We start from the raw sequence: 19,322 nt of genomic DNA, 5'->3' as shown, positions 1-19,322 counted from the left end.
CGGGCCGGGAGCGGAGCCGAGTGATGGAAACCGGGGAGGGGAGGGCCGGAAAAGACATGGAGTCAAGGGGCCGGAGATAGCCTCAGCCGTTGGCCGTCGCCTTCCGCTTCCACCGTGAAGCCGCGCCGGACGAGACGTGTGCCGAGTGCCGGGTTCGACGGGGAAGCGGTGCCGGGTGTGGCGGAGGGCGTGGCCGGCAGGTCGACGCTCAGGCCTCGATCGCGGTAGCTGAAGGCGGTGGGCAGGGTGCCGCTTGCGTCGACGACGGCGCCGAGCATCGACAGCATGTCGTTTTCGGCCAGTTCGCCCTGCAGGCGGCGTGCATCGCGCAAGGCGCGCTGAAGCTGGCGTGCCGGCGCGACGGCGGGCATGCCGGGCAGGGCACCGGCAAACACCCGTGCCTGGCGTTGCTCCAGCCGGGCGAGCTCGGTCCGGTCGGCGAACAGGCCGGCAATCGTGGCGATGCCGGCAAGTGCCAAGGCGCCAGCGGCGGTGAGTGCCGGCCAGCGCAGCCGGGCCCACAAGCCGGCGCCAGGGCCGGCCTTGGGTGCGAAGCTGCCGTGCAGCAGCGTATGCGCCCGTGCGCTGCGTGCCCATACCGCAGCGAAATCGATGGGCTGCATGCCGATGCCGGTGCGTCGGGCGAGGGTGTCGCAACAGGCCGGCGGCAGCGGCGGCACGAAGGCGAGTTCGATACGCTGCGGCATGCGGCTGCCCGGGTCGGCGAGGGCGAGGGCCAGCAAGTCGGCGATCGCCGCCGTCCGCCCGTCGTCGCTGCCGCCGTTCTTTTCATCCTCGCCGCTTCCCGCCTGCCCATGTTCATCGACGGAGGCAGGGCCGGGAGGCGGCAGATCGATGGCGATCGCGTCGCTGCCGCCGGTGCGCAGCGCCATGCTGCAGCCGTCGCCGCTTGCCAGTTGCCAGCATTCGGCGCTGGCCGCGAGGCAGTCGAAGATGCTCACCGCGCGCTGCAAGGGCCGTTCGAGGGCATCGAACTGGGCGCAGATCTGGCGCAGGCGGGCGGCATCGACCACCAGCAGCTCGAGCCGCCGTGCAGCCGGATTGCTGCTGCCGTTCGTCGCATCGCCTGTATTTTCGCTGGTCGCGGCGCCGCTGCCCGAGGATTCGGCGATGACGGTGACGTGCTCGTGGTCGACGTCGCGCGCCAGCCGGGCTTCGAGTGCATAGGCGATCAGCGCCGGGCGGTCCTTGCGCTTGCCCGGCGGCACGGTGATGCTCAGCAGCCGGGTCTGGGCGCCGTCGAGGATGGCGACATGTTCGTCCGCCGCCGGCCAGTGCCGGGGGCGCTGCGGCCGTGCTGGCTGCTGCCGTCGCGCATGCTCAGGCGCCACTCGCATTCGGGTATGCGTGGCCAGTGTTCGGGGATCAGCAGCGTGAGGCGGGATTTCATTCGTAGCGGTACCAGAGAAGAGTCGGCCAGTTCCGTTCGCGGTCGAGCAGCGCATGCAGGCGGGTGACGGCCTCGCCGTAGGCGGCGTGGATGTCGACGCGGAAGTAGCGGCTGCGTACGTCGAGCACCTCGCGCCCGGGTGGCACCGCGCCTTCGCCGAGGCGGGCGCGGAAATCGCCGGGATTGCGATACCAGATGCGCTCGCGCTCGGCGGCGAGCAGGCGGGCCTGGTCGAGAGGCAGGCCCTCGACCACCGCGGCGAGTACTTCCGGCGTGGCGGTATTGGCGTTGACCGGTGCGCTCGCGGGCAGCGCAGCGACATGCGGCGACAGCGCGGCGAGAATGTCGGCGTCGAAGCCCGGCAGGCGCAGCAGTTCATCCACGGTGGTCAGCAGCGGGCCGTGCCGGGCTGCCGCGCCGGCGTCCGCAGAGGTGTTTGTTTCCGTTGAGGGAGGCGGTGTGCGCAGGTGGGCGTCGACCGCGTGCACCAAGCGCGCAGCCGCGCCTGCATCGCCGAGCACGAGGGCGAACAGCCGTTCGCAATGTGTTCGTGCAGCGCCGTGCAGGCGCCGCGAGGGGTGCAGCGCATTGAGGTCGAAGCGTCCCGACAACTCGCTGATGTGGCCGCCGACGATGCCTGCGCCGGGGTCGCCGTCGATCGGCGTCGGCGGAATCCGTATCGCCCAGGCTTCACCGGGGTGGTCGCTGCTGCTGTTGCGCCCGTCCTGGGCCAGCACGCTGCGCGCCCAGTCCACCGCGCCGAGCGCGAGCTGGCGCGACTGGGCCTGCTCGTGACGGCCGGCGTGGATGTCGTAGGCGTGGCCGAAATCGGCGAGTGCGGCCGCCGCTAGCATCGCCGCCAGACTCGCGGCAAGCAGCGCGAGGATGATGGCGGCGCCGCGCTGGCGCGATCGCTCAGCGCAGCGCATAGGTCCGCAGCAGCGTGCCGGCATCGGGCAGATCCAGTTCCAGCGTGACCGCGGCGGGAAGCGGTGGTGCGGCGGGATCGTCCCGCGGTGGCCAGCTGTCGTGCCAGCGGCCCGCGTGCAGGAAGCGCCAGCGCACGGCATCGACTTCGTCCAGCAGCGCCAGCCGCTCGGGCGCCTCGGCGGGGCGGCTGCCGTCCCACAGCCACCATTCGAGCCTGCGCTCCGTCAGCATGAAGCGGGCGCGAGCGGGCAGGCCGTCCTGCCCCGCCGGCACGGTGAAATCCAGTCCGCCGCTCATGCCGGAGGCACGGCCCGTCGCGCCGCCAGCGTCCAGGCGCAGCGCGCCGGCTGCCGGCACGATCTGCTGCAGTTCGTTGCCGATGCGATGGGCAGCGTTGGAAATTGCGTTCCAGCGTTCGAACTCGGCGCCGACGTGCTGGCGCGCATCGGCAAGCTGGCTGGTGGCTTTCCAGGTCAGCATGCCCAGCGCCGCGAACACGGCCAGCGCGACCATCACTTCGATCAGGGTCAGGCCGCGTTGCGCGTCGGTCGTGGTGATCATCGCGGCGGCCTCACGGCGAAGCCGGTCATGCTTGCCAGCGGGGTGCCGTCGGTCGCGTGAACCTCGATTTTCACGCGGCGGAACAGCGGATTCGGCGTGCCGCTGACCGTTTCGGTCCAGCGGTAGCGCTGCCCGCCCATCGGGCTCTCGCCGCGGCGCTGGCCGATCGACGGCCAAATCTGGCCGGCACGCAGTTCGGCGAGGCGATTCTCGGCCACCCAGGCCGCCAGCGTATGCTCGCGCAGGCTGCCGGCGGCGGCGACGGTGCCGCCCATCGCGCGTGTCGCCGCGGTCAGCGCGAGGGCGACGATGGCGAGTGCGACCAGGGTTTCGAGCAGGGTGAAACCGGCGGCGGGATGTCTCATCGTTTTCATGCCGGCGGCCGGGCGGTGCTGTGCCGCACGCGGCCGGTCATATCGCCGTCGAGCGTGTGCAGCGTGCTGCCGTGGCGCAGTTGCAGGCGGTAGCGCGGCGGCCGGCTGCCGAAGACGATGCGGTGCTGCAAGGGCGATTCGAAGGCGTGCTTGCCGTCGATGTGCAGGCCTGCCCAGTCCAGGCCCTCGGGCAGACGCTTGGGTGCCAGCGTCGCATCGGTCTCCAGCGGGCGCCATTCGCCATGGCGGTCGAGCTCGACGAAACGGTAGCCGTCGACGGTGAACTCGAGCGCCAGCCGACGGCCGCGGATTTCCGCCCGCGCTGCGGCGTTCTCCAGCGCACGGCGCAGATGTCCGACGGCCGCCTGCGGGTCGCGCGCGTGCACGCTGTCGACCATCAGGCCGACACCGCCGACCGCGATGCCGAGCACCAGCAGGGTCACCATCAGTTCGACCAGCGTGAAGCCGTGCTGCCTGCGCATGGTGGAGCGACGGTAACGCTCAGGGCTGCCAGGAGCCGATGTCGGCATCGAAGCCTTCGCCGCCGCTGCGGCCGTCCGCGCCCAGGCTCATGACGTCGACTTCGCCGTTGATGCCCGGGTTGAGGTACTGGTAGGGATTGCCCCAGGGGTCGGCCGGCAGGCGCTCGACGTAGGGCTTCCAGTTGTCCGGCAGCGGCGCGACGGTCGGCCGCGTGACCAGCGCGCCCAGTCCTTGCTCGGTGCTCGGGTAGCGGCGGTTGTCGAGCTTGTAGAGCTTCAGCGCCTGCATCAGCGAGGCGATGTCCTGGCGGGCGGCGACGACGCGCGCCTCGTCCGGCCGGCTCATGACCCGCGGCACCACCAGCGCGGCCAGCACGCCGAGGATGACGATCACGATCATGACTTCGATCAGCGTGAAGCCGCGCGGTAAGTGGGGACGATGGAAGCTCGGGGCCGAAGGACGATGTGGGGCCGAGTCGACGACGAAATTTGGGGTGGCGGTGGACATGTTTACCTCATCAAGGTGTTGATTTCGATGATCGGCTGCATCACCGCGAGCACGATCAGCAGCACGACCGCGCCCATCAGCAGCAGCAGGGCGGGTTCGATCAGGCTGGTCAGCGTCGCGGTGCGGGATTCGAGTTCCTGCTGCTGCAGGCGGGCGGCCTTGTCGAGCAGCGGCGCGATCTGGCCGGTGGCTTCGCCGTTGGCGATCATGTGCAGCAGCAGCGGCGGGAAGGCGCGGGTTGCGGCCAGCGCGCGCGACAGGCCGACGCCTTCGCGCACCCTGCCGGCGGCGCTGGCGATTGCCTGGCGCAGCGGGATGCGCTGCACCACGCGGCCGCCGGCTTCGAGCGCGGCCAGCAGCGGCACGCCGCTGCCGACGAGGATGGACAGGGTGCTGGCGAAGCGAGCGGCGTCCAGTGTGCGCAGGTGGTGGCCGATCAGCGGCAGGCGCAGCAGCAGGTGGTCGACGCGCAGGCGGAAGGCCGGCTTGCGCAGTGCGGTCGCGAAGACAAGGCCTAGCGCGCCCACGGCGGCGGCGAGCAGCGCGCCGTACTGCTGGATGAAGGCGGACAGCGCAATCATGATCCGCGTCAGCGGCGGCAGGCTCTGGCGACTCTGCTCGAATACGCCGACCACTTGCGGCACCACCCAGACCATCAGCGCGATGACGATCGCCAGCGCGACGACGGCCACCAGCACCGGGTAGATCAGCGCCTGCAGCGTCTTGCGCCGCAGCGCCTCGCTTTGTTCGAGATGGTCGGCAAGCTGCATCATCACGCGCGGCAGCTCGCCGGAGCGTTCGCCGGCGGCGACCGAGGCGCGGTACAGCGGCGGAAAGGCCCTGGGAAAGCGTTCGAGCGCGGCGCTGAGGCTGTGGCCGGCGACGATCTCGCTGCGCACGCCGGCCAGGATCCGCCGTGCCGCTTCCTGCTCGGCCTGCTCGATCAGCGCCGCCAGCGCATGTTCGGCGGTGAGCCCCGACGCCAGCAGCGTGGCCCACTGGCGCGACAGCAGCGTCAGTTCGGCGGCCGGCAGACGGGCGCCCCTGGCGCTGCTGCTCGTGCCGCTGCCGACCGGGTCGGCTTGCAGCGGCGCGAGGCCGCGTTCGCGCAGCGCGGCGCGTGCGGCGCGCGGGCTCTCGGCTTCGATCACGCCGCGCTGCTCGCGGCCGGTGCCGTCGAGGGCGCGGTACTGGAATGCGGCCATGCCTGAGGCCCTCTCAGTCGCGCATCACGCGCTGCAGTTCGTCGAGCGAGGTGGTGCCGGTCCGCACGTGGCGCATGCCGTCGTCCACCAGCGAACGCGCGCCGGCAGCACGGGCGGCGCGGCGCAGTTCGGCTTCCTGGCGGCCGTCGTGGATCAGGGCCTCGAGTTGACCGTCGACCCGCATCAGCTCGTAGATGCCGATGCGGCCGCGGTAGCCGCCGTTGCCGCATTGGCTGCAGCCTTGCGCGCGCCAGCGTGTGGATGCATCGCTCGTCTCCGTGGCGGCGAGCGTGTCCGGCGCCCTGCAGACCGGGCACAGCTTGCGCACCAGGCGCTGGGCCAGCACGCCGCGCAGCGTGGAGGCGAGCAGGAAGGGCTCGACACCCATGTCGATCAGGCGCGTCACCGCCGACGGGGCGTCGTTGGTGTGCAGCGTCGCCAGCACCAGGTGGCCGGTCAGGCTGGCCTGCACCGCGATGCGCGCGGTCTCCAGGTCGCGGATCTCGCCGATCATGATCACGTCCGGGTCCTGGCGCAGGATGGCGCGCAGCGCGCGGGCGAAATCGAGTTCGATGCGCGGGTTGACCTGGATCTGGCCGACGCCGGGCAGGTCGAACTCGACCGGATCCTCGACGGTGACGATGTTCAGGCGGCTGGCGTCGAGCGTGCGCAGCGCGGCGTACAGCGTGGTGCTCTTGCCCGAGCCGGTGGGGCCGGTGACCAGCAGGATGCCGTGCGGCTGGGCGAGCAGGTCCTGGAAGGCGGCTTCGGTGCCGCCATCCATGCCGAGGGCATCGAGGCCGAGCTGGCCTGCGGACTTGTCCAGCAGGCGTAGCACCAGGCGTTCGCCGTGGGTGGTCGGCAGCGTCGATACCCGCACGTCGATCTGCCTGCCGGCCAGGCGCAGGCCGATGCGGCCATCCTGCGGCAGGCGCTTTTCGGCGATGTCCAGGTTGGCCATGATCTTGATGCGCGAGGCCATCGCCGCATGCAGGCCGCGGTGCGGGTGGGCGATGTCCTGCAGCACGCCGTCGCGGCGCAGCCGCACCACCGAAGCCTGCTCGTAGGGTTCGATGTGCACGTCCGAGGCGCGGTCGCGCACCGCCTGCGCCAGCAGCGCGTTGATCATGCGGATGATCGGGGCATCGTCCTGGCTGTCGAGCAGGTCTTCGACCGCCGGCATCTCGGTCATCAACTGCTCGAGATCGACTTCCTGGCCGACGTCGGCGACGACTTCGGCGGCGTTGCGCTCGCCGTTGCCGTAGGTCTCGGCGAGCTGGGCGTCGAACTGGGCGCGGGCGAGGGTGTGGAACTTCAGCGGTAGCGCGAGCACGCGCCGCGCTTCGGCCAGCGCGCCGAGACCGGCATCCTCGCGCAGCGCGACTTCGGCATGGTCGGCATGCAGGGCGCAGACCAGCACGCCGTGGCTGCGGGCGAAGCCGTAGGGCAGCGGCGCGGCGCTGCTCATTGCTGTTCGTCCGTGCCGGCGCTGCCGATCGGTGCGGGTCGGATCAGCAGTTCGGCCACCGGGTGATCCGCGCCTCGACGATCGGCGGCAGCTCGGGCGGCGCCGGTTCGCCGCGCATCGACTCGTCGGCCGTCGCGCTCGCACGCTGCTGGCCGATCACGTAGTCGTAGCGCGACTGGCTCAGCGCGGCATAGCTGTCGCGGTCGCGCAGGATCACCGGGCGCAGGAACACCACCAGGTTGGTCTTGCTGCGCTTGCGCGTGTTGTAGCGGAACAGGCTGCCGGCGACCGGCAGGTCGCCGAGCACCGGCACCTTTTCCTCGCCGCCGGAATAGCTGTCCTCGACCAGGCCGCCGAGGGCGATGATCGAACCGTCGTCGACCAGCACCATCGATTCGATCGAACGCTTGGTGGTGACCGGGCCGTTGGCGGCTTCGGCGCTGCCGAGCAGGGCCGAGGCTTCCTGGTAGATCTGCAGCCGGATCGAGCCGCCTTCGGAGATCTGCGGCCGCACCTGCAGCGTGAGGCCGACGTCGCGGCGCTCGATGGTCTGGAAGGGGTTGGCCGGCGTCGTGCCGCCGCCGGTGTTGGTGTATTGGCCGGTCACGAAGGGCAGGTTGCGGCCGACGACGATCTTGGCTTCCTCGTTGTCGAGCGTGACGATGTTCGGCGTGGACAGGATGTTGGCGCTGACCTCGTTCTCGAGGAAGCGCGCCAGCACGCCGAGGCTGAACACTTCGCCGATGCCGGGGATGTTGACCCGGCCGCCGCCGATCGCGATGTTGAGGCCGTTGCCGGGCAGGCTGGGCGTGCCGCCACTGGCGCTGCTGCCGATCAGCTGCAGCAGGTTGTTGCCGCCGCTGCCGAAGGCGGTGCCGCCGATGATGCCGACCGCGTTGCTGCCGCTGCCGGACGATCCGGCGCCGATCCATTGCAGGCCGAACTCGGCGGCGCGTTCGGTGGAGATCTCGGCGATCAGGGCTTCGATATAGACCTGTGCGCGGCGGCGGTCGAGCTGGTCGATGACCTGGCGCAGGTTGCGGTAGATCGCATCCGGCGCATTGATGATCAGCGCGTTGTTGATCGGATCGGCCTGCACCGCGCCGGAACTTTCGCCCTGGAGCGGGGCGCTGCGCTGGCCGGCGGCCGTTGCCAGGCCTGCGCCGGTGGTGAGGCCGCCATCCGCTTCGGTGGCTGTGCTGCGTGTCAGCGGCGTGGTGCCGCTTGCGCCGTCCGTGCCGGTGCGAGCCTCGCCGGCGAGCGCGGCGTTCAGCGTCGCCGCGACCTGGCGGGCGTCGGCATTGCGCAGATAGACGACGTGGATGTTGGCGCCTGCGCCGGGGCGATCGAGCGAGGCGATCAACTGGCGGATCGAACTGAGGCGGCTGGGGTTGTCCACCCGGACCAACAGGGCGTTGCTGCGCGGCTCGGCCATGATGCGCGGTCCGTCCGGCCCGCCCTGCTGGCCAGCGCCGCCCTGTTCGCCCAGCAGCCGGGTCAGGATGGGGGCGAGATCGATCGCCGCGGCGTGTTGCAGCTCGAACACCGCGACGTCGCTCTGGCTGACGTCGATGGAGGAGATCACCGCGGCGATCTGCTCGATGTTCGATGCGTAGTCGGTGACCACCAGCGTGTTGTTCGAGGCGAAGGCGGTGACGGTGTTGTTGGGCGACACCAGCGGCCGTACGACACCGACCATTTGCGCGGCGGATTCGAACTTGAGCGGGAAGACCTGGGTCACCAGGCGGTCGCCGCGGGCGCCCTGGCTGCCGCGGCGGGCGGCGGACACCGGCGCGGCGTGCTGCTTGGCATCGGCTTCGGGCACGATCTTGATCACGCCTTCGCCTTCCACCGCGGTGAAGCCCTGCAGGCGCAGTGCCGACAGCAGGATGGGATAGCTGAGTTCGCGCGCGATCGGGGTATTGGTGACGATGTTGAGCTTGCCCTTGACGCGCGGATCGATCAGAAAGTTGTGCCCGGTCAGGCGTCCGATCGCATGGATCACGTCGTCGATGTCGGCGTTCTGGAAATTGAGCGAGACCGGTTCGCCGGCAGCCTGCGGCCAGGCCGCGGCGGCGTGCAGCGACAGCACGCACAGACAGCATGTCCGCAGCCAGCGCCCGATTGCCGAGCAGTGCCGAGTGATGCTGCCATTGGCTCGTGCCCTGCGCAGCGTGGGCAAGGGCGCTCGAGCACGGCAAGGCGAGGGAAATGGCGGTGGACAGGAAGGCATCGTCGTTGGGGAAGAGGGATTCAAATCTTGTAGGTATCCGGAGTTCATGGCCTGGGTGGGGTGTCGCCTGGTGAATCCCGGCCTTGCGCCTCGGCAAGGGTGAGTTCGACTGCCCGGCCATCGCGTTCGAGCACGACGCGGTCCGGCCGGATCGCGATCAGTGCCCAGCCCTCCGCCGTGCTGTCGCCGGCAAGCACGGCACGGCGCTGGCCGTCGGCCGTCTCGAACAGGGCGAAGCCGCGCTCGCTGCCGAAGCCGGTCGCCAAGCCGACCAGCGTGAATGGCGGTGCGGCGGCCTGTGTTGCAGCGGCCACGGATGCGGATGGCGCGCCGCCGGCATGGCGCATGATCTTCGCCGCCACCGAGCGCGGGTCGGCGTCGTGCCGGGGCAGGGCGATGAGCGGCGGCGTGCTCTGCCAGGCCCAGAATGCGCCGGCCGCGAGCCAGGCGACCAGGCTCAGCGCCAGCAGCCAGGCCAGCGCGGGCAGCCAGGCCGATTCCACCACTGCAGTCCATCCGCGGTGGTTGCCAAGCCACTGCATGCCGTCTCCCGAGTCATTGTTGCAAGCACGTTTCTGTCACATTTCCGACTCGCCGGATCGTACAGAGCGGACATGACGGAAATGTGATGGCTTGTGGCACGCAATCGCTAAGCTCATTGAAAGATGATGGCGATTCGGATAAGTTGACAGCATTGACAGCGATTCATGGGACAAGACGACATGGCCACGGTGACGGTAAGAAACCTGCCGGATGAAGTGCATCGCGCGCTTCGCGTACGGGCCGCCCAGCATGGCCGCAGCACCGAGGCCGAAATCCGCGAAATCCTGGAAGCCGCCGCGCGGCCGCCCGAGCGCGTCAGGCTCGGTTCCCTGCTGACGTCCATCGCCCGTGAGGCGGGTGGCCTGACGGATGCCGAAGCCGAGCATTTCAATCAGCTCCGTGACAGGACGCCGGCCGAGCCGATGAGCTTCGAATGATCGTCATCGATACGAACGTCATTTCCGAACTGTGGAAGATCGAGCCGAACCCGAAGGTGCTGGCGTGGATCGATGCACAGGCGGTCGAAACGCTCTATCTGTCCGCCATCACGGTGGCCGAACTGCGCTATGGCATTGCAGCGATGCCGGAGGGCAAGCGCCGCACGGTCTACCAGCAGCGCCTGGAACATGAGGTGCTGCCGGTCTTCGCGGGCCGTGTGCTGCCCTTCGATCTGGATGCTTCGCGAGCCTATGCCGACCTGATGGCGCGGGCGAAGGCCGCGGGCAAGGCCATCGGCAAGGCGGACGGCTATATTGCCGCCACGGCCGCAGTGCATGGCCTGGCCGTCGCGACGCGCGACACCAGCCCTTTTCAGGCCGCCGAACTGGACACCATCGATCCGTGGGAGGCCGCGTGACCGACATCGCCGCGGTGTTTGCCGAATCGGGGCCGCTCGCGGCTGCGATTCCCGGTTTCCGCGCCCGCCCGCAACAGATCGAGATGGCGCAGCAGATCGCCGAGGCGATCCGCGCCCATCGCGTGCTGGTGGCGGAAGCTGGTACCGGCACCGGCAAGACTTTCGCCTATCTCGCGCCGGCGCTGCTGGCGGGCGGCAAGGTCATCGTCTCCACCGGCACCAAGACGCTGCAGGACCAGCTTTTCAACCGCGACCTGCCCACCGTGCGCGCGGCGCTGAAGGTGCCGGTGTCGATCGCGCTGCTGAAGGGCAGGGCGAACTACGTCTGCCACTACCACCTGGACCGCAATGCCCGCGACGGCCGCTTCCTGACCCCGCAGGACGCCGCCGACCTGCGTGCCATCGCGCGTTTCGCCCAGCTCACGCAGAGCGGCGACAAGGCAGAATGCACCGACGTGCGCGAGGATTCGATGGCCTGGCTGGCAGCGACCTCGACCCGCGACAACTGCCTGGGCCAGGACTGTCCGAACAAGGAAGAGTGTTTCGTCATGCAGGCGCGGCGCAACGCGATGGAAGCGGACGTCGTCGTCGTCAACCATCACCTGTTCTTCGCCGACGTGATGCTGCGCGACGAAGGCATGGGCGAACTGCTGCCGGCCTGCAACGCGGTGATCTTCGACGAGGCCCACCAGTTGCCCGAAACCGCCAGCCTGTTCTTCGGCGAGAGCGTATCCACCGCCCAGGTGCTGGAGCTGGCGCGCGACACCCGCTCCGAGACGGTGGCCGCGGCGCGCGACTGCGTGGCGATGATCGACCAGACCCGCAACCTGGAAAAAGCCGCGCGCGACCTGCGGCTGGTGTTCGGCAACGACAGCGCGCGCCTGTCCGCGACCCAGGCCGCCGAGCGCGAAGGTTTCGACGCCCAGGTCGAGGCGCTGGAAGAGGCCCTGGGCGAATTCCATGCCGTGCTCGAGACCCAGGCCGAACGTTCCGAAGGCCTGGCCAACTGCCTGCGCCGCAGCGAGGAGATGATGGAACGCCTCGCCCGCTGGCGGAACCCGGAAGACAAGGAGCTGATCCGCTGGGTCGAGGTCTTCAGCCAGTCGCTGGCGCTCAACGGCACGCCGCTGCATGTGTCGGACGTGTTCAAGCGCCAGCTCGAAGGCCATCCGCGCGCGTGGATCTTCACTTCGGCGACGCTGGCGGTCGGCAAGGCGGATTTTGGCCATTACTGCCGCGAGCTCGGCCTGGCCTGGATGGACCCGCCGCCGATGACGTCGGTGTGGGGCAGCCCCTTCGACTACGGCGAGCAGGCGCTGCTGTATGCGCCGGCGGGGATGCCGGATCCGAACTCGCCCGACTACACCGAGCGCGTCGCCCGCGTCGCCTTGCCGCTGATCCGCGCCGCGCAGGGCCGGGCCTTCGTGCTGTGCACCTCGCTGCGCGCGATGCGGCGCATCCACGAACTGATCGTCGATGGCCTGCAGCAGAGCGGCGACGACCTGCCCGTGCTGCTGCAGGGCGAAGGTTCGCGCACCGAACTGCTGGAGCGCTTCCGCCGCCTCGGCAACGCGGTGCTGGTCGCCAGCCAGAGCTTCTGGGAAGGCGTGGATGTGCCGGGCGATGCGCTGTCGCTGGTGGTCATCGACAAGCTGCCCTTCGCCTCGCCGGACGATCCGGTGCTGGCCGCGCGCGTCGAGCACATGCAGAAGCAGGGGCTCAGTCCCTTCATCCACCACCAGTTGCCGCGCACCGTCATCAACATGAAGCAGGGCGCCGGCCGCCTGATCCGCAGCGAGCGCGACCGCGGCGTGCTGTGCGTGTGCGATCCGCGCATGATCGACAAGTCCTACGGCAAGGTCGTCTGGCGCAGCCTGCCGCCGATGCGCCGCACCCGCGTCGAGGACGAGGCGGTGGCCTTCCTGCACACGCTGCCGCCGCCGAAAGCGGGGGATTGAGCCCGCCGCCGTTGCCGGCTTCGCCTTGCACGCGGCAAACGGTCGGGCAGGGCAAGAGGAGGGCCTTTGTTTGGTATCCTTCCCCTTTGCCAAACCCGTCAGGCGGGCTTTTTGTCCTCGATGAAAGTATTCGGCTTTGCCGGCTGGTCCGGCTCGGGAAAGACCACGCTGGTCGAACGCTTGATCCCGGAATTCACCGCGCGCGGCTTGCGCGTGTCGGTGATCAAGCATGCCCATCACGGCTTCGATCTCGACAAGCCCGGCAAGGATTCGTGGCGCCACCGCGAAGCCGGCGCGACCCAGGTGCTGATGCTGTCCAACGATCGCTGGGTGCTGATGCACGAGCTGCGCGGCGCGCCGGAGCCGACGCTGGACGAGCAGCTTTGCCTGCTGGCGCCCTGCGATCTGGTGCTGATCGAGGGCTACAAGGCCGCAGCGGTGCCCAAGCTGGAAATCCATCGCCCGGCGCACGGCAAGCCGCCGCTGTGGCCGGAGAACCCGCACGTGGTGGCGGTGGCCAGTGACGTGCCGGCCGCGGAAATCGGCGTCGACTGCCCGCTGCCGCTGCTTCCGCTCAATGAGCCGGCCGTCATCGCCGGCTTCATCCTGGATCATCTGGACCTGCAATGAACGGCAACATCCTCTCCTTCGAAGAAGCCCAGGAAAAACTGCTCGGCTTCGTTCGCCCGGTACGCGAGATCGAAACGGTCGACACCATGATCGCCTGCGGCCGGGTGCTGGCGGCGACGCTGCATTCGACGATCGACCAGCCGCCGATGGACAACTCCGCAATGGACGGCTACGCGGTGCGCGCTGCCGACGTGCCTGCAGCGGGTAGCCGCCTGCCGGTGAGCCAGCGCATCCCGGCGGGCAGCGTCGGCCATGCGCTGCAGCCCGGTACCGCTGCACGCATCTTCACCGGCGCGCCCTTGCCCGAAGGTGCCGATGCGGTGGTGATGCAGGAGCTGTGTCAACACGAAGGCGAAGATGTCGTCATCAACACCGTGCCGGCCGTCGGCGAATTCGTGCGCCGCCGGGGCCACGACGTCTCCGCCGGCGCCGAAGTGCTGCCGGCCGGCTTGCGCCTGACGCCTCAGGCGCTGGCGCTGGCCGCATCGGTCGGCGCGGCGCAACTGCCGGTGTATCGGCGCCTGAAAGTCGCGCTCTTCTCCACCGGCAGCGAGCTGGTGATGCCGGGCGAGCCGCTGCCGCCGGGCGCGATCTACAACTCGAACCGTTTCGTGCTGTGCAACCTGCTCACCGGCCTGGGCTGCGAGGTCGAGGATTTCGGCATCATCCCGGACAGCCTCGACGCCACCCGCGAAGTGCTGCGGCGGGCTGCCGAGGGCCACGACCTGATCCTGAGCAGCGGCGGCGTGTCGGTGGGCGAGGAGGATCACGTCAAGCCTGCGGTCGAAGCCGAAGGCAGCCTGGACCTGTGGAAGATCGCGATGAAGCCGGGCAAGCCGCTGGCGTTTGGCCGGGTACGTGGCGCCGCCTTCATCGGCCTGCCGGGCAACCCGGTGTCGAGCTTCGTCACCTTCCTGATGATGGTTCGCCCTTTCCTGCTGGCCAGCCAGGGCGCAAGCGAAGTGCTGCCGCAGTCGCTGATGCTGCGGGCCGATTTCGACTGGCCGAAACCCGACCGGCGGCGCGAGTTCCTGCGCGCGCGCATGAATGCGCAGGGCGGGGTGGAGCTGTTCCGGAACCAGGACTCGTCGGCGCTCAACTCGACGGTATGGGCCAACGGCCTGGTGGATATTCCGGCCGCTACGGTCGTGGCAAGAGGAGAAGCCGTCCGCTTCCTGCCCTATGCCGATCTGCTGCATTGAGGATCAAGACGATGAAAGTGCTGTATTTCGCCAGCCTGCGTGAAGCCGTGGGCCGTACGGACGAAGAGCTCGAGCTGCCCGCAGGCGTGGCAACGGTGGGCGATCTGCGCGCCCACCTGGCCGCGCGGGGCGAGGGCTGGCAGGCGCTGGCCGAAGGGCGCAATGTGCGTGCGGCGCTCAACCAGCGCATGGTGGGGGCCGATGCGGCGGTGGCGGCGGGCGACGAAGTCGCGTTCTTCCCGCCGGTGACGGGAGGCTGAACCGTGCTCGCCAGCATCAGCGTGCAGGAAGCGGATTTCGATCCGGGCACCGAACTCGCGGCCTTGAGCGCCGGTCGCCGGAATGTCGGCGCGCTGGCGAATTTCGTCGGCCTGGTGCGGGATGCCAATGACGGCAGCGGCGTTTCGGCGATGACGCTCGAGCACTATCCGGGCATGACCGAGAAGGCGCTGGGCGAGATCGTCGAGCAGGCCGGGCAGCGCTGGGCGCTGCTGGGCGTGCGCGTGATCCACCGCGTCGGCCGGCTGGAGCCGGGCGCTCGCATCGTCTTCGTCGGCGTCGCCAGCGCCCATCGCGGCGACGCCTTCGCCGCCTGCGAATTCATCATGGACTACCTGAAGACCCGTGCGCCGTTCTGGAAGCGCGAGGAAACGCCGGCAGGCGCGCGCTGGGTCGAGGCGCGCGACAGCGACGATTCAGCGGCGGCGCGCTGGAGCGAGGCGGGCAAGCAAGGGTGATCCCCGAAACGGGGGCCGGGCGGGAAGGAGCTTGGTAAACGAGAAACGGCGCCTCGTCGGCGCCGTTTTCGTCGTTGCAGGCGTCTGCCTGTCGATCGATGTTACTTGCGGCCCTTGGGCTGCTGCGTGAAAGCCTGGAAGGCTTCGGTCGAGGCACGCGTCATCTGCTCGAAAGCAGCGCGGGTGGTGTCCATCGCGGTCTGCATGGCGCCCAGGGCGTTCTGATCGGAGATCGGCATGCCCTTGAACATCTTCTGCATGGCTTCGAACATGTCCTGGCTGCCGCTGGTCAGTTGCTCGCCCACCAGCTTGCCGAAGGCGGCCTGGGTGGTGGCGGTGATCTCGGCGATTTCGCGCGCACAAGCCAGCATCTTCTCGGTGGTGTTCTGCGCGTACTGGGTGCGCAGATCCATCAGTGCCTTCGGATCCTTGGCCGAGGACTGGGCCTTGGCATTTTCCACGCCTTCCTCGAACAGGGTCTTGGCGGTCGTGACCTGGATTTCCATGATGCGCTGCGAGTTCTCGATGGAGAGCTGAGCAAGGCGCATCGCGGCCTCGAGATTCTTCTTTTGGAGCTCGTTGAATTGATCTTGCTTGCTGGCCATAAATTTTCTCCACTCGCGATATGGTTGTCTGAGGTTTCGCGAGGCGTCTCGTCGCCCTCCCGGAGCAATCAGAGTCCGGACCGTGCTGCTGTCCAGCTTCCCCCGCCTCGGTGAGGACAATAGCACAGGCGATGCCTCGAAACCTCGCAATTCTTGAGCTGGAAATGCAAAACTCCTGAAAATGTTGCACTGCAACAACAGAGGCAAAATGATGCCCGGCGCGGAACCGGGCAGCGAAGCGGGGCGGAGGTTCAGCGCAGAACCGGGTGATCGGGCAGCGAGTTCTCCCTGGCGGCACGATCGTCGCCTGCCGCGGGGAAGTGTTGCGCGAGCCGGCTGTGGACGCCTTCCAATGCGCGGCTGAGCCCTTCTTCCAGGCGCCCGGCGCGCAGGCTTGCGCTGCATTCCTGGACGACGGCCTGCCAGTCGGCGTCCGGGACATGGCGCGCAAGTCCGCGGTCGGCAAGGATCTCGAGGTGATGTTCGGCAAGTGACAGGTAGATCAGCACGCCGTTGTTGTGCTCGGTGTCCCAGACTCGCTGCTTGCCGAACGTGGTCAGCGCGCGGTCGCGCAGCACTTCGCCGATCGGTTCGCCATGCCGGATCGTCCGCCACAGGTAGCGCAGCGGCAGGCTGGCTTCGATGCACAGGCAGATCTGCCCGGTATGTGCGGATTCGCTATCGGTGATGCGGGCTTCGAGGCGAGTCAGCGCATCGCCGCCGATGGCGCGCTGGGCGTCGTCGGCGTCCAGCCACAGGTGGCGGAGAAGTCGTGCGAGCCTGTTCATTCACCACCTCCCCGAAGCGCCGCCGCCGCCGAAGCTGCCGCCGCCGCCCGAGCCGAAGCCGCCACCGAAACCGCCGCCACGGCCACGGCTGCCCCCCCAGATGATCGGGCCACCGCCGCGGTGGAAGCCGCCACGGCCGCCGCCACCCCGACCACCGCCGCCGATGCCGAGCATGATCACGAACACCAGCGCCGCAATGCCGCCGAGGATGCCTATTGCCAGGCTGCCGGTCAGCAGCTTGATGACGAAGCCGGTCACGCCGCCGGTCGCCACCGCGCCGAGCTTGCGGCCGAACATGCCGGTCAGGAAGGAGCCTGCCACCGGCACGGCGATGAACAGCAGGGCGGCGAGATCTTCCAGCGCCGGCGCATCGTTGCCGGGTCCGGCGGGAGCGGGGAGGGGCAGGTCTTCGCCGCGAATCCGCGCCATCAGCCCGTCGAGGCCGGCATCGATGCCGCCGGCGAAATCGCCCTGGCGGAAGGCGGGGGTGATCAGCCGGTCGATGATCTGATGGGCGGCGAGATCCGGCACCGCACCTTCGAGCGCACGTGCGACTTCGATCCGCACGCGGCGGTCGTTCTTGGCCACCACCAGCAGGATGCCGTCGCCGATTTCGCGGCGCCCGATCTTCCAGTTGTCGGCGACACGCCATGCATAGGCGGCGATGTCCTCCGGCGCCGTGGTGGGCACGAGCAGGACGACGATCTGGCTGCCGCGCTCGGCCTCGAAGCGGGCGAGCTTCTGTTCCAGCGCCTGTTGCTGCGCGCTGTCGAGCGTTCCGCTGCGGTCGATGACACGGGCGGTGAGTTCCGGCACCGGCTGCAGTTGCTGCGCCTGAACGTTGCCGGTCCAAGCCAGGATCAGCAGGGCAAGAAGAAGCAGGTAAGCAAGAAGCCGCCGGCCGGGAGCGGCAGGCTGCGCTGCCGGGAAGCGCATGGGCGGGCCGGGCTGCCGGGCGCCTGTCGTCATTGTTGCCTCGTCATGGTCGCCATCCGGCCGTCACTTGCTGCCCTGGCTGGAGCTGCCGAAGTCGACCGTCGGCGGGCTGGAGATCTCGGCTTCGTTGGCGACGCTGAAGCTGGCCTTGGGCGAGTAGCTGAAGATCATCGCCGTCAGGTTGGTCGGGAAGCTGCGCGCCAGCACGTTGTACTGCTGCACTGCGTCGATGTACTTGTTGCGCGCGACGGTGACGCGGTTTTCCGTGCCTTCGAGCTGCACGCGCAAGTCCTGGAAGCCCTGGTTGGCCTTCAGATTGGGGTAGTTCTCCGATACCGCGAGCAAGCGCGACAGGGCGCTGCCGAGCTGGCCCTGGGCCTGCTGGAAGCGCTCCATCGCCTGCGGGTCGTTCATCATCTCGGGCGTGACCTGGATCGCGGTGGCGCGCGAACGCGCCTCGATGACGCGGCTCAGGGTCTCCTGCTCGAAGTTGGCTTCGCCCTTGACCGTCTCGACCAGGTTGGGGATCAGGTCGGCGCGGCGCTGGTACTGGTTCAGGACTTCGGCCCAGGCCGACTTGGTCTGTTCGTCCAGGCGCTGGAAATCGTTGTAGCCGCAGCCGCCCAGGGCGAGGCTGGCACTGAGGATCAGGATGGCGGGAGCGCGGCGGGTGAATCGAGCGAGCATGGCAGGATCTCCTGGGACGGGGTGGTCCGCTTCGGGTTTGTTTGATTTGTCCGATGGAACTTTAGCAGGTCTGCCGCGAGGGAGTTACGGTGGCAGCGGCGCATGACGCATGCAGGCTGATTTCTTGTTCTGCCTCAAGGTTTCCGGCCGGAGCTGTCCCTTAGCATTTGCGTCACTGCGTGACCGGCCGCAAGCGAAGCCAAAGTCCGGAATCCGAATCGAGGGAATCTCTGCCATGTTCGACAATGCCGTCCACCCTTTCGACGCCCGTGGCGTCGCCAAACGCTTTCGCCATGCTGCCATCTTCGGTGCTCTCGAGTCGCTGGAGGATGGTGAGACGATGCGCTTCGTGAACGATCACGACCCGCTGCCGCTGCTCAACCAGATCCAGCAGCGCTACGGCAACCAGGTGGCAATCGACTACGTCGCCCGGGAGCCCGGCAACATCGTGATCGATTTCCGCATCCAGCTCGGCGCCGGTGCCGAAGCCGCGCCGGCCGCCGTGGCGGGCGCGGGAAGCTGCGGCGGCGGCAACGGCTGCGGCTGCTCCGGCGGCTGAAACCGCGGGGCGGTCGGGAGGGGCCTCAGAGCACCTTCTCGATCGCCTTGCGCAGCTCGGGCGCGTCGGGTGCGACGCGGCTGGGGAAGGCCGCGACGACCTTGCCGTTGCGGTCGATGAGGTATTTGTGGAAGTTCCAGCGCGGTGCTTCGGACTGGCGCGCGATTTCGCGGAACAGCGGGTGGGCGTCCGGCCCGCGGACGTGGATCGGCGCGAACATGTCGAAGCTGACGCCGAAATTCACGAAGCAGACTTCCGCCGCCTCGGCTTCGTCCTTGGCTTCCTGCTTGAAGTCGTCGGACGAAAAGCCGGCGACCTTCAGGCCCTTGTCCTTGTACTGCCGGTGGAGCGCCTCCAGCCCCTCGAACTGGCCGGTGAAGCCGCAATGGCTTGCGGTATTCACGACCAGCACCGGCTGACCGCCGAAGCGTTGCGCCAGGTCTACCGTCTCTTCGGAATGCAGGCGGCGAAGCTGGTGGTCGAACAGGGGCGCCTGCAAGGGGGCCTGTTGTACGGCAGGCGCCTGTGCAAGGGCGGGGGCATGCGCTGCGAGCGCCGTGACGGCGACGGCCAGCGATGCAAGGATCGAGGCAGCATGGCGAGCGGGCATCATCGATTCTCCTGAGGCATGCGCGGTCGACAGCGGATT

The 19,322-nt window shown here is 68.9% G+C and carries 23 protein-coding genes; 8 read left to right on the top strand and 15 right to left on the bottom strand.

Annotation, left to right across the window (positions count from 1 at the left end; all coding sequences use genetic code 11):
• Positions 1 to 62: 62 nt before the first annotated feature.
• The 10 genes from gspL to AAFL97_RS11885 all read right to left on the bottom strand — a co-directional run bounded on the left by gspL (position 63) and on the right by AAFL97_RS11885 (position 9,714).
• Entirely contained in the window at positions 63 to 1,358 is a 1,296-nt protein-coding gene (gene gspL, locus AAFL97_RS11930) for a type II secretion system protein GspL (protein ID WP_341645106.1), read from the bottom strand.
• A gap of 49 nt (positions 1,359 to 1,407) precedes the next feature.
• Positions 1,408 to 2,340 (bottom strand): type II secretion system minor pseudopilin GspK, encoded by a 933-nt coding sequence (gspK, locus tag AAFL97_RS11925; protein WP_341645105.1) that lies wholly within the window; start codon positions 2,338 to 2,340, stop codon positions 1,408 to 1,410.
• On the bottom strand, positions 2,327 to 2,902 hold the full coding sequence (gspJ, locus tag AAFL97_RS11920; protein ID WP_341645104.1) for a type II secretion system minor pseudopilin GspJ: 576 nt from the start codon (positions 2,900 to 2,902) through the stop codon (positions 2,327 to 2,329). Before gspJ ends, gspK begins: the two co-directional genes overlap by 14 nt.
• Positions 2,899 to 3,276, bottom strand: coding sequence for a type II secretion system minor pseudopilin GspI (gspI, locus tag AAFL97_RS11915; protein ID WP_341645103.1), 378 nt, complete (start codon positions 3,274 to 3,276; stop codon positions 2,899 to 2,901). The genes gspJ and gspI overlap by 4 nt, the downstream gene beginning before the upstream one ends.
• A complete protein-coding gene (locus tag AAFL97_RS11910) occupies positions 3,273 to 3,758 on the bottom strand; it encodes a pilus assembly FimT family protein (RefSeq protein ID WP_341645102.1) in 486 nt (161 codons plus the stop codon). Before AAFL97_RS11910 ends, gspI begins: the two co-directional genes overlap by 4 nt.
• Before the next feature lie 19 nt (positions 3,759 to 3,777).
• Entirely contained in the window at positions 3,778 to 4,266 is a 489-nt protein-coding gene (gene gspG / locus AAFL97_RS11905) for a type II secretion system major pseudopilin GspG (RefSeq protein ID WP_341645101.1), read from the bottom strand.
• Positions 4,267 to 4,268: 2 nt separating this feature from the next.
• Entirely contained in the window at positions 4,269 to 5,471 is a 1,203-nt protein-coding gene (gspF, locus tag AAFL97_RS11900) for a type II secretion system inner membrane protein GspF (protein ID WP_341645100.1), read from the bottom strand.
• A 13-nt stretch (positions 5,472 to 5,484) separates the two neighbouring features.
• A complete protein-coding gene (gene gspE / locus AAFL97_RS11895) occupies positions 5,485 to 6,939 on the bottom strand; it encodes a type II secretion system ATPase GspE (protein ID WP_341645099.1) in 1,455 nt (484 codons plus the stop codon).
• 43 nt (positions 6,940 to 6,982) lie between these two features.
• Entirely contained in the window at positions 6,983 to 9,031 is a 2,049-nt protein-coding gene (gene gspD, locus AAFL97_RS11890) for a type II secretion system secretin GspD (protein ID WP_341645098.1), read from the bottom strand.
• A gap of 185 nt (positions 9,032 to 9,216) precedes the next feature.
• Positions 9,217 to 9,714: a type II secretion system protein N gene (locus tag AAFL97_RS11885; RefSeq protein ID WP_341645097.1), complete on the bottom strand. Its 498-nt coding sequence runs from the start codon at positions 9,712 to 9,714 to the stop codon at positions 9,217 to 9,219.
• A gap of 165 nt (positions 9,715 to 9,879) precedes the next feature.
• On the opposite strand from AAFL97_RS11885, the gene AAFL97_RS11880 reads away from it, so the two are divergent.
• The 7 genes from AAFL97_RS11880 (at position 9,880) to moaE (ending at position 15,098) form a co-directional block, all read left to right on the top strand.
• A complete protein-coding gene (locus tag AAFL97_RS11880) occupies positions 9,880 to 10,152 on the top strand; it encodes a FitA-like ribbon-helix-helix domain-containing protein (protein ID WP_341645096.1) in 273 nt (90 codons plus the stop codon).
• Positions 10,149 to 10,571, top strand: a complete 423-nt coding sequence (locus AAFL97_RS11875) for a type II toxin-antitoxin system VapC family toxin (RefSeq protein ID WP_341645095.1) — start codon at positions 10,149 to 10,151, stop codon at positions 10,569 to 10,571. Before AAFL97_RS11880 ends, AAFL97_RS11875 begins: the two co-directional genes overlap by 4 nt.
• Positions 10,568 to 12,529: an ATP-dependent DNA helicase gene (locus AAFL97_RS11870; RefSeq protein ID WP_341645094.1), complete on the top strand. Its 1,962-nt coding sequence runs from the start codon at positions 10,568 to 10,570 to the stop codon at positions 12,527 to 12,529. Before AAFL97_RS11875 ends, AAFL97_RS11870 begins: the two co-directional genes overlap by 4 nt.
• A 120-nt stretch (positions 12,530 to 12,649) precedes the next feature.
• Entirely contained in the window at positions 12,650 to 13,159 is a 510-nt protein-coding gene (gene mobB / locus AAFL97_RS11865; RefSeq protein ID WP_341645093.1) for a molybdopterin-guanine dinucleotide biosynthesis protein B, read from the top strand.
• Positions 13,156 to 14,361, top strand: coding sequence for a molybdopterin molybdotransferase MoeA (locus AAFL97_RS11860; RefSeq protein ID WP_341645092.1), 1,206 nt, complete (start codon positions 13,156 to 13,158; stop codon positions 14,359 to 14,361). Before mobB ends, AAFL97_RS11860 begins: the two co-directional genes overlap by 4 nt.
• Before the next feature lie 11 nt (positions 14,362 to 14,372).
• A complete protein-coding gene (gene moaD, locus AAFL97_RS11855; RefSeq protein WP_341645091.1) occupies positions 14,373 to 14,621 on the top strand; it encodes a molybdopterin converting factor subunit 1 in 249 nt (82 codons plus the stop codon).
• Positions 14,622 to 14,624: 3 nt separating this feature from the next.
• Entirely contained in the window at positions 14,625 to 15,098 is a 474-nt protein-coding gene (moaE, locus tag AAFL97_RS11850; protein WP_341645090.1) for a molybdopterin synthase catalytic subunit MoaE, read from the top strand.
• 101 nt (positions 15,099 to 15,199) lie between these two features.
• Here the strand turns inward: moaE and AAFL97_RS11845 are convergent, their stop codons facing one another.
• The 4 genes from AAFL97_RS11845 to AAFL97_RS11830 form a co-directional block, all read right to left on the bottom strand.
• Positions 15,200 to 15,703, bottom strand: a complete 504-nt coding sequence (locus AAFL97_RS11845; RefSeq protein WP_263461217.1) for a phasin family protein — start codon at positions 15,701 to 15,703, stop codon at positions 15,200 to 15,202.
• Between the two features lie 251 nt (positions 15,704 to 15,954).
• A complete protein-coding gene (locus AAFL97_RS11840; protein WP_341645089.1) occupies positions 15,955 to 16,491 on the bottom strand; it encodes a TPM domain-containing protein in 537 nt (178 codons plus the stop codon).
• A complete protein-coding gene (locus AAFL97_RS11835) occupies positions 16,492 to 17,427 on the bottom strand; it encodes a TPM domain-containing protein (RefSeq protein ID WP_341647148.1) in 936 nt (311 codons plus the stop codon). It abuts the gene before it with no gap.
• A gap of 63 nt (positions 17,428 to 17,490) precedes the next feature.
• Positions 17,491 to 18,114, bottom strand: a complete 624-nt coding sequence (locus tag AAFL97_RS11830; protein WP_263461220.1) for a LemA family protein — start codon at positions 18,112 to 18,114, stop codon at positions 17,491 to 17,493.
• Positions 18,115 to 18,349: 235 nt separating this feature from the next.
• On the opposite strand from AAFL97_RS11830, the gene AAFL97_RS11825 reads away from it, so the two are divergent.
• A complete protein-coding gene (locus AAFL97_RS11825; protein WP_263461221.1) occupies positions 18,350 to 18,673 on the top strand; it encodes a DUF2249 domain-containing protein in 324 nt (107 codons plus the stop codon).
• Positions 18,674 to 18,698: 25 nt separating this feature from the next.
• On the opposite strand, the gene AAFL97_RS11820 is transcribed toward AAFL97_RS11825, so the two are convergent.
• Positions 18,699 to 19,286 (bottom strand): glutathione peroxidase, encoded by a 588-nt coding sequence (locus tag AAFL97_RS11820; protein WP_341645088.1) that lies wholly within the window; start codon positions 19,284 to 19,286, stop codon positions 18,699 to 18,701.
• Positions 19,287 to 19,322 lie beyond the last annotated feature (36 nt).

The organism is Thauera sp. SDU_THAU2 (genome assembly GCF_038260575.1).
Taxonomy (GTDB): domain Bacteria; phylum Pseudomonadota; class Gammaproteobacteria; order Burkholderiales; family Rhodocyclaceae; genus Thauera.
This window is presented reverse-complemented; position numbering and strand designations above follow the sequence as displayed.

Excerpts from the sequence above, each read along its gene's own strand:
- gspL (WP_341645106.1), bottom strand. The coding sequence starts at position 1,358 with ATGCGAGTGGCGCCTGAGCATGCGCGACGGCAGCAGCCAGCACGGCCG.
- gspK (WP_341645105.1), bottom strand. The coding sequence starts at position 2,340 with ATGCGCTGCGCTGAGCGATCGCGCCAGCGCGGCGCCGCCATCATCCTC.
- gspJ (WP_341645104.1), bottom strand. The coding sequence starts at position 2,902 with ATGATCACCACGACCGACGCGCAACGCGGCCTGACCCTGATCGAAGTG.
- gspI (WP_341645103.1), bottom strand. The coding sequence starts at position 3,276 with ATGAAAACGATGAGACATCCCGCCGCCGGTTTCACCCTGCTCGAAACC.
- AAFL97_RS11910 (WP_341645102.1), bottom strand. The coding sequence starts at position 3,758 with ATGCGCAGGCAGCACGGCTTCACGCTGGTCGAACTGATGGTGACCCTG.
- gspG (WP_341645101.1), bottom strand. The coding sequence starts at position 4,266 with ATGTCCACCGCCACCCCAAATTTCGTCGTCGACTCGGCCCCACATCGT.
- gspF (WP_341645100.1), bottom strand. The coding sequence starts at position 5,471 with ATGGCCGCATTCCAGTACCGCGCCCTCGACGGCACCGGCCGCGAGCAG.
- gspE (WP_341645099.1), bottom strand. The coding sequence starts at position 6,939 with ATGAGCAGCGCCGCGCCGCTGCCCTACGGCTTCGCCCGCAGCCACGGC.
- AAFL97_RS11885 (WP_341645097.1), bottom strand. The coding sequence starts at position 9,714 with ATGCAGTGGCTTGGCAACCACCGCGGATGGACTGCAGTGGTGGAATCG.
- AAFL97_RS11880 (WP_341645096.1), top strand. The coding sequence starts at position 9,880 with ATGGGACAAGACGACATGGCCACGGTGACGGTAAGAAACCTGCCGGAT.
- AAFL97_RS11875 (WP_341645095.1), top strand. The coding sequence starts at position 10,149 with ATGATCGTCATCGATACGAACGTCATTTCCGAACTGTGGAAGATCGAG.
- mobB (WP_341645093.1), top strand. The coding sequence starts at position 12,650 with ATGAAAGTATTCGGCTTTGCCGGCTGGTCCGGCTCGGGAAAGACCACG.
- AAFL97_RS11860 (WP_341645092.1), top strand. The coding sequence starts at position 13,156 with ATGAACGGCAACATCCTCTCCTTCGAAGAAGCCCAGGAAAAACTGCTC.
- moaD (WP_341645091.1), top strand. The coding sequence starts at position 14,373 with ATGAAAGTGCTGTATTTCGCCAGCCTGCGTGAAGCCGTGGGCCGTACG.
- AAFL97_RS11845 (WP_263461217.1), bottom strand. The coding sequence starts at position 15,703 with ATGGCCAGCAAGCAAGATCAATTCAACGAGCTCCAAAAGAAGAATCTC.
- AAFL97_RS11840 (WP_341645089.1), bottom strand. The coding sequence starts at position 16,491 with ATGAACAGGCTCGCACGACTTCTCCGCCACCTGTGGCTGGACGCCGAC.
- AAFL97_RS11835 (WP_341647148.1), bottom strand. The coding sequence starts at position 17,427 with ATGCGCTTCCCGGCAGCGCAGCCTGCCGCTCCCGGCCGGCGGCTTCTT.
- AAFL97_RS11830 (WP_263461220.1), bottom strand. The coding sequence starts at position 18,114 with ATGCTCGCTCGATTCACCCGCCGCGCTCCCGCCATCCTGATCCTCAGT.
- AAFL97_RS11825 (WP_263461221.1), top strand. The coding sequence starts at position 18,350 with ATGTTCGACAATGCCGTCCACCCTTTCGACGCCCGTGGCGTCGCCAAA.
- AAFL97_RS11820 (WP_341645088.1), bottom strand. The coding sequence starts at position 19,286 with ATGATGCCCGCTCGCCATGCTGCCTCGATCCTTGCATCGCTGGCCGTC.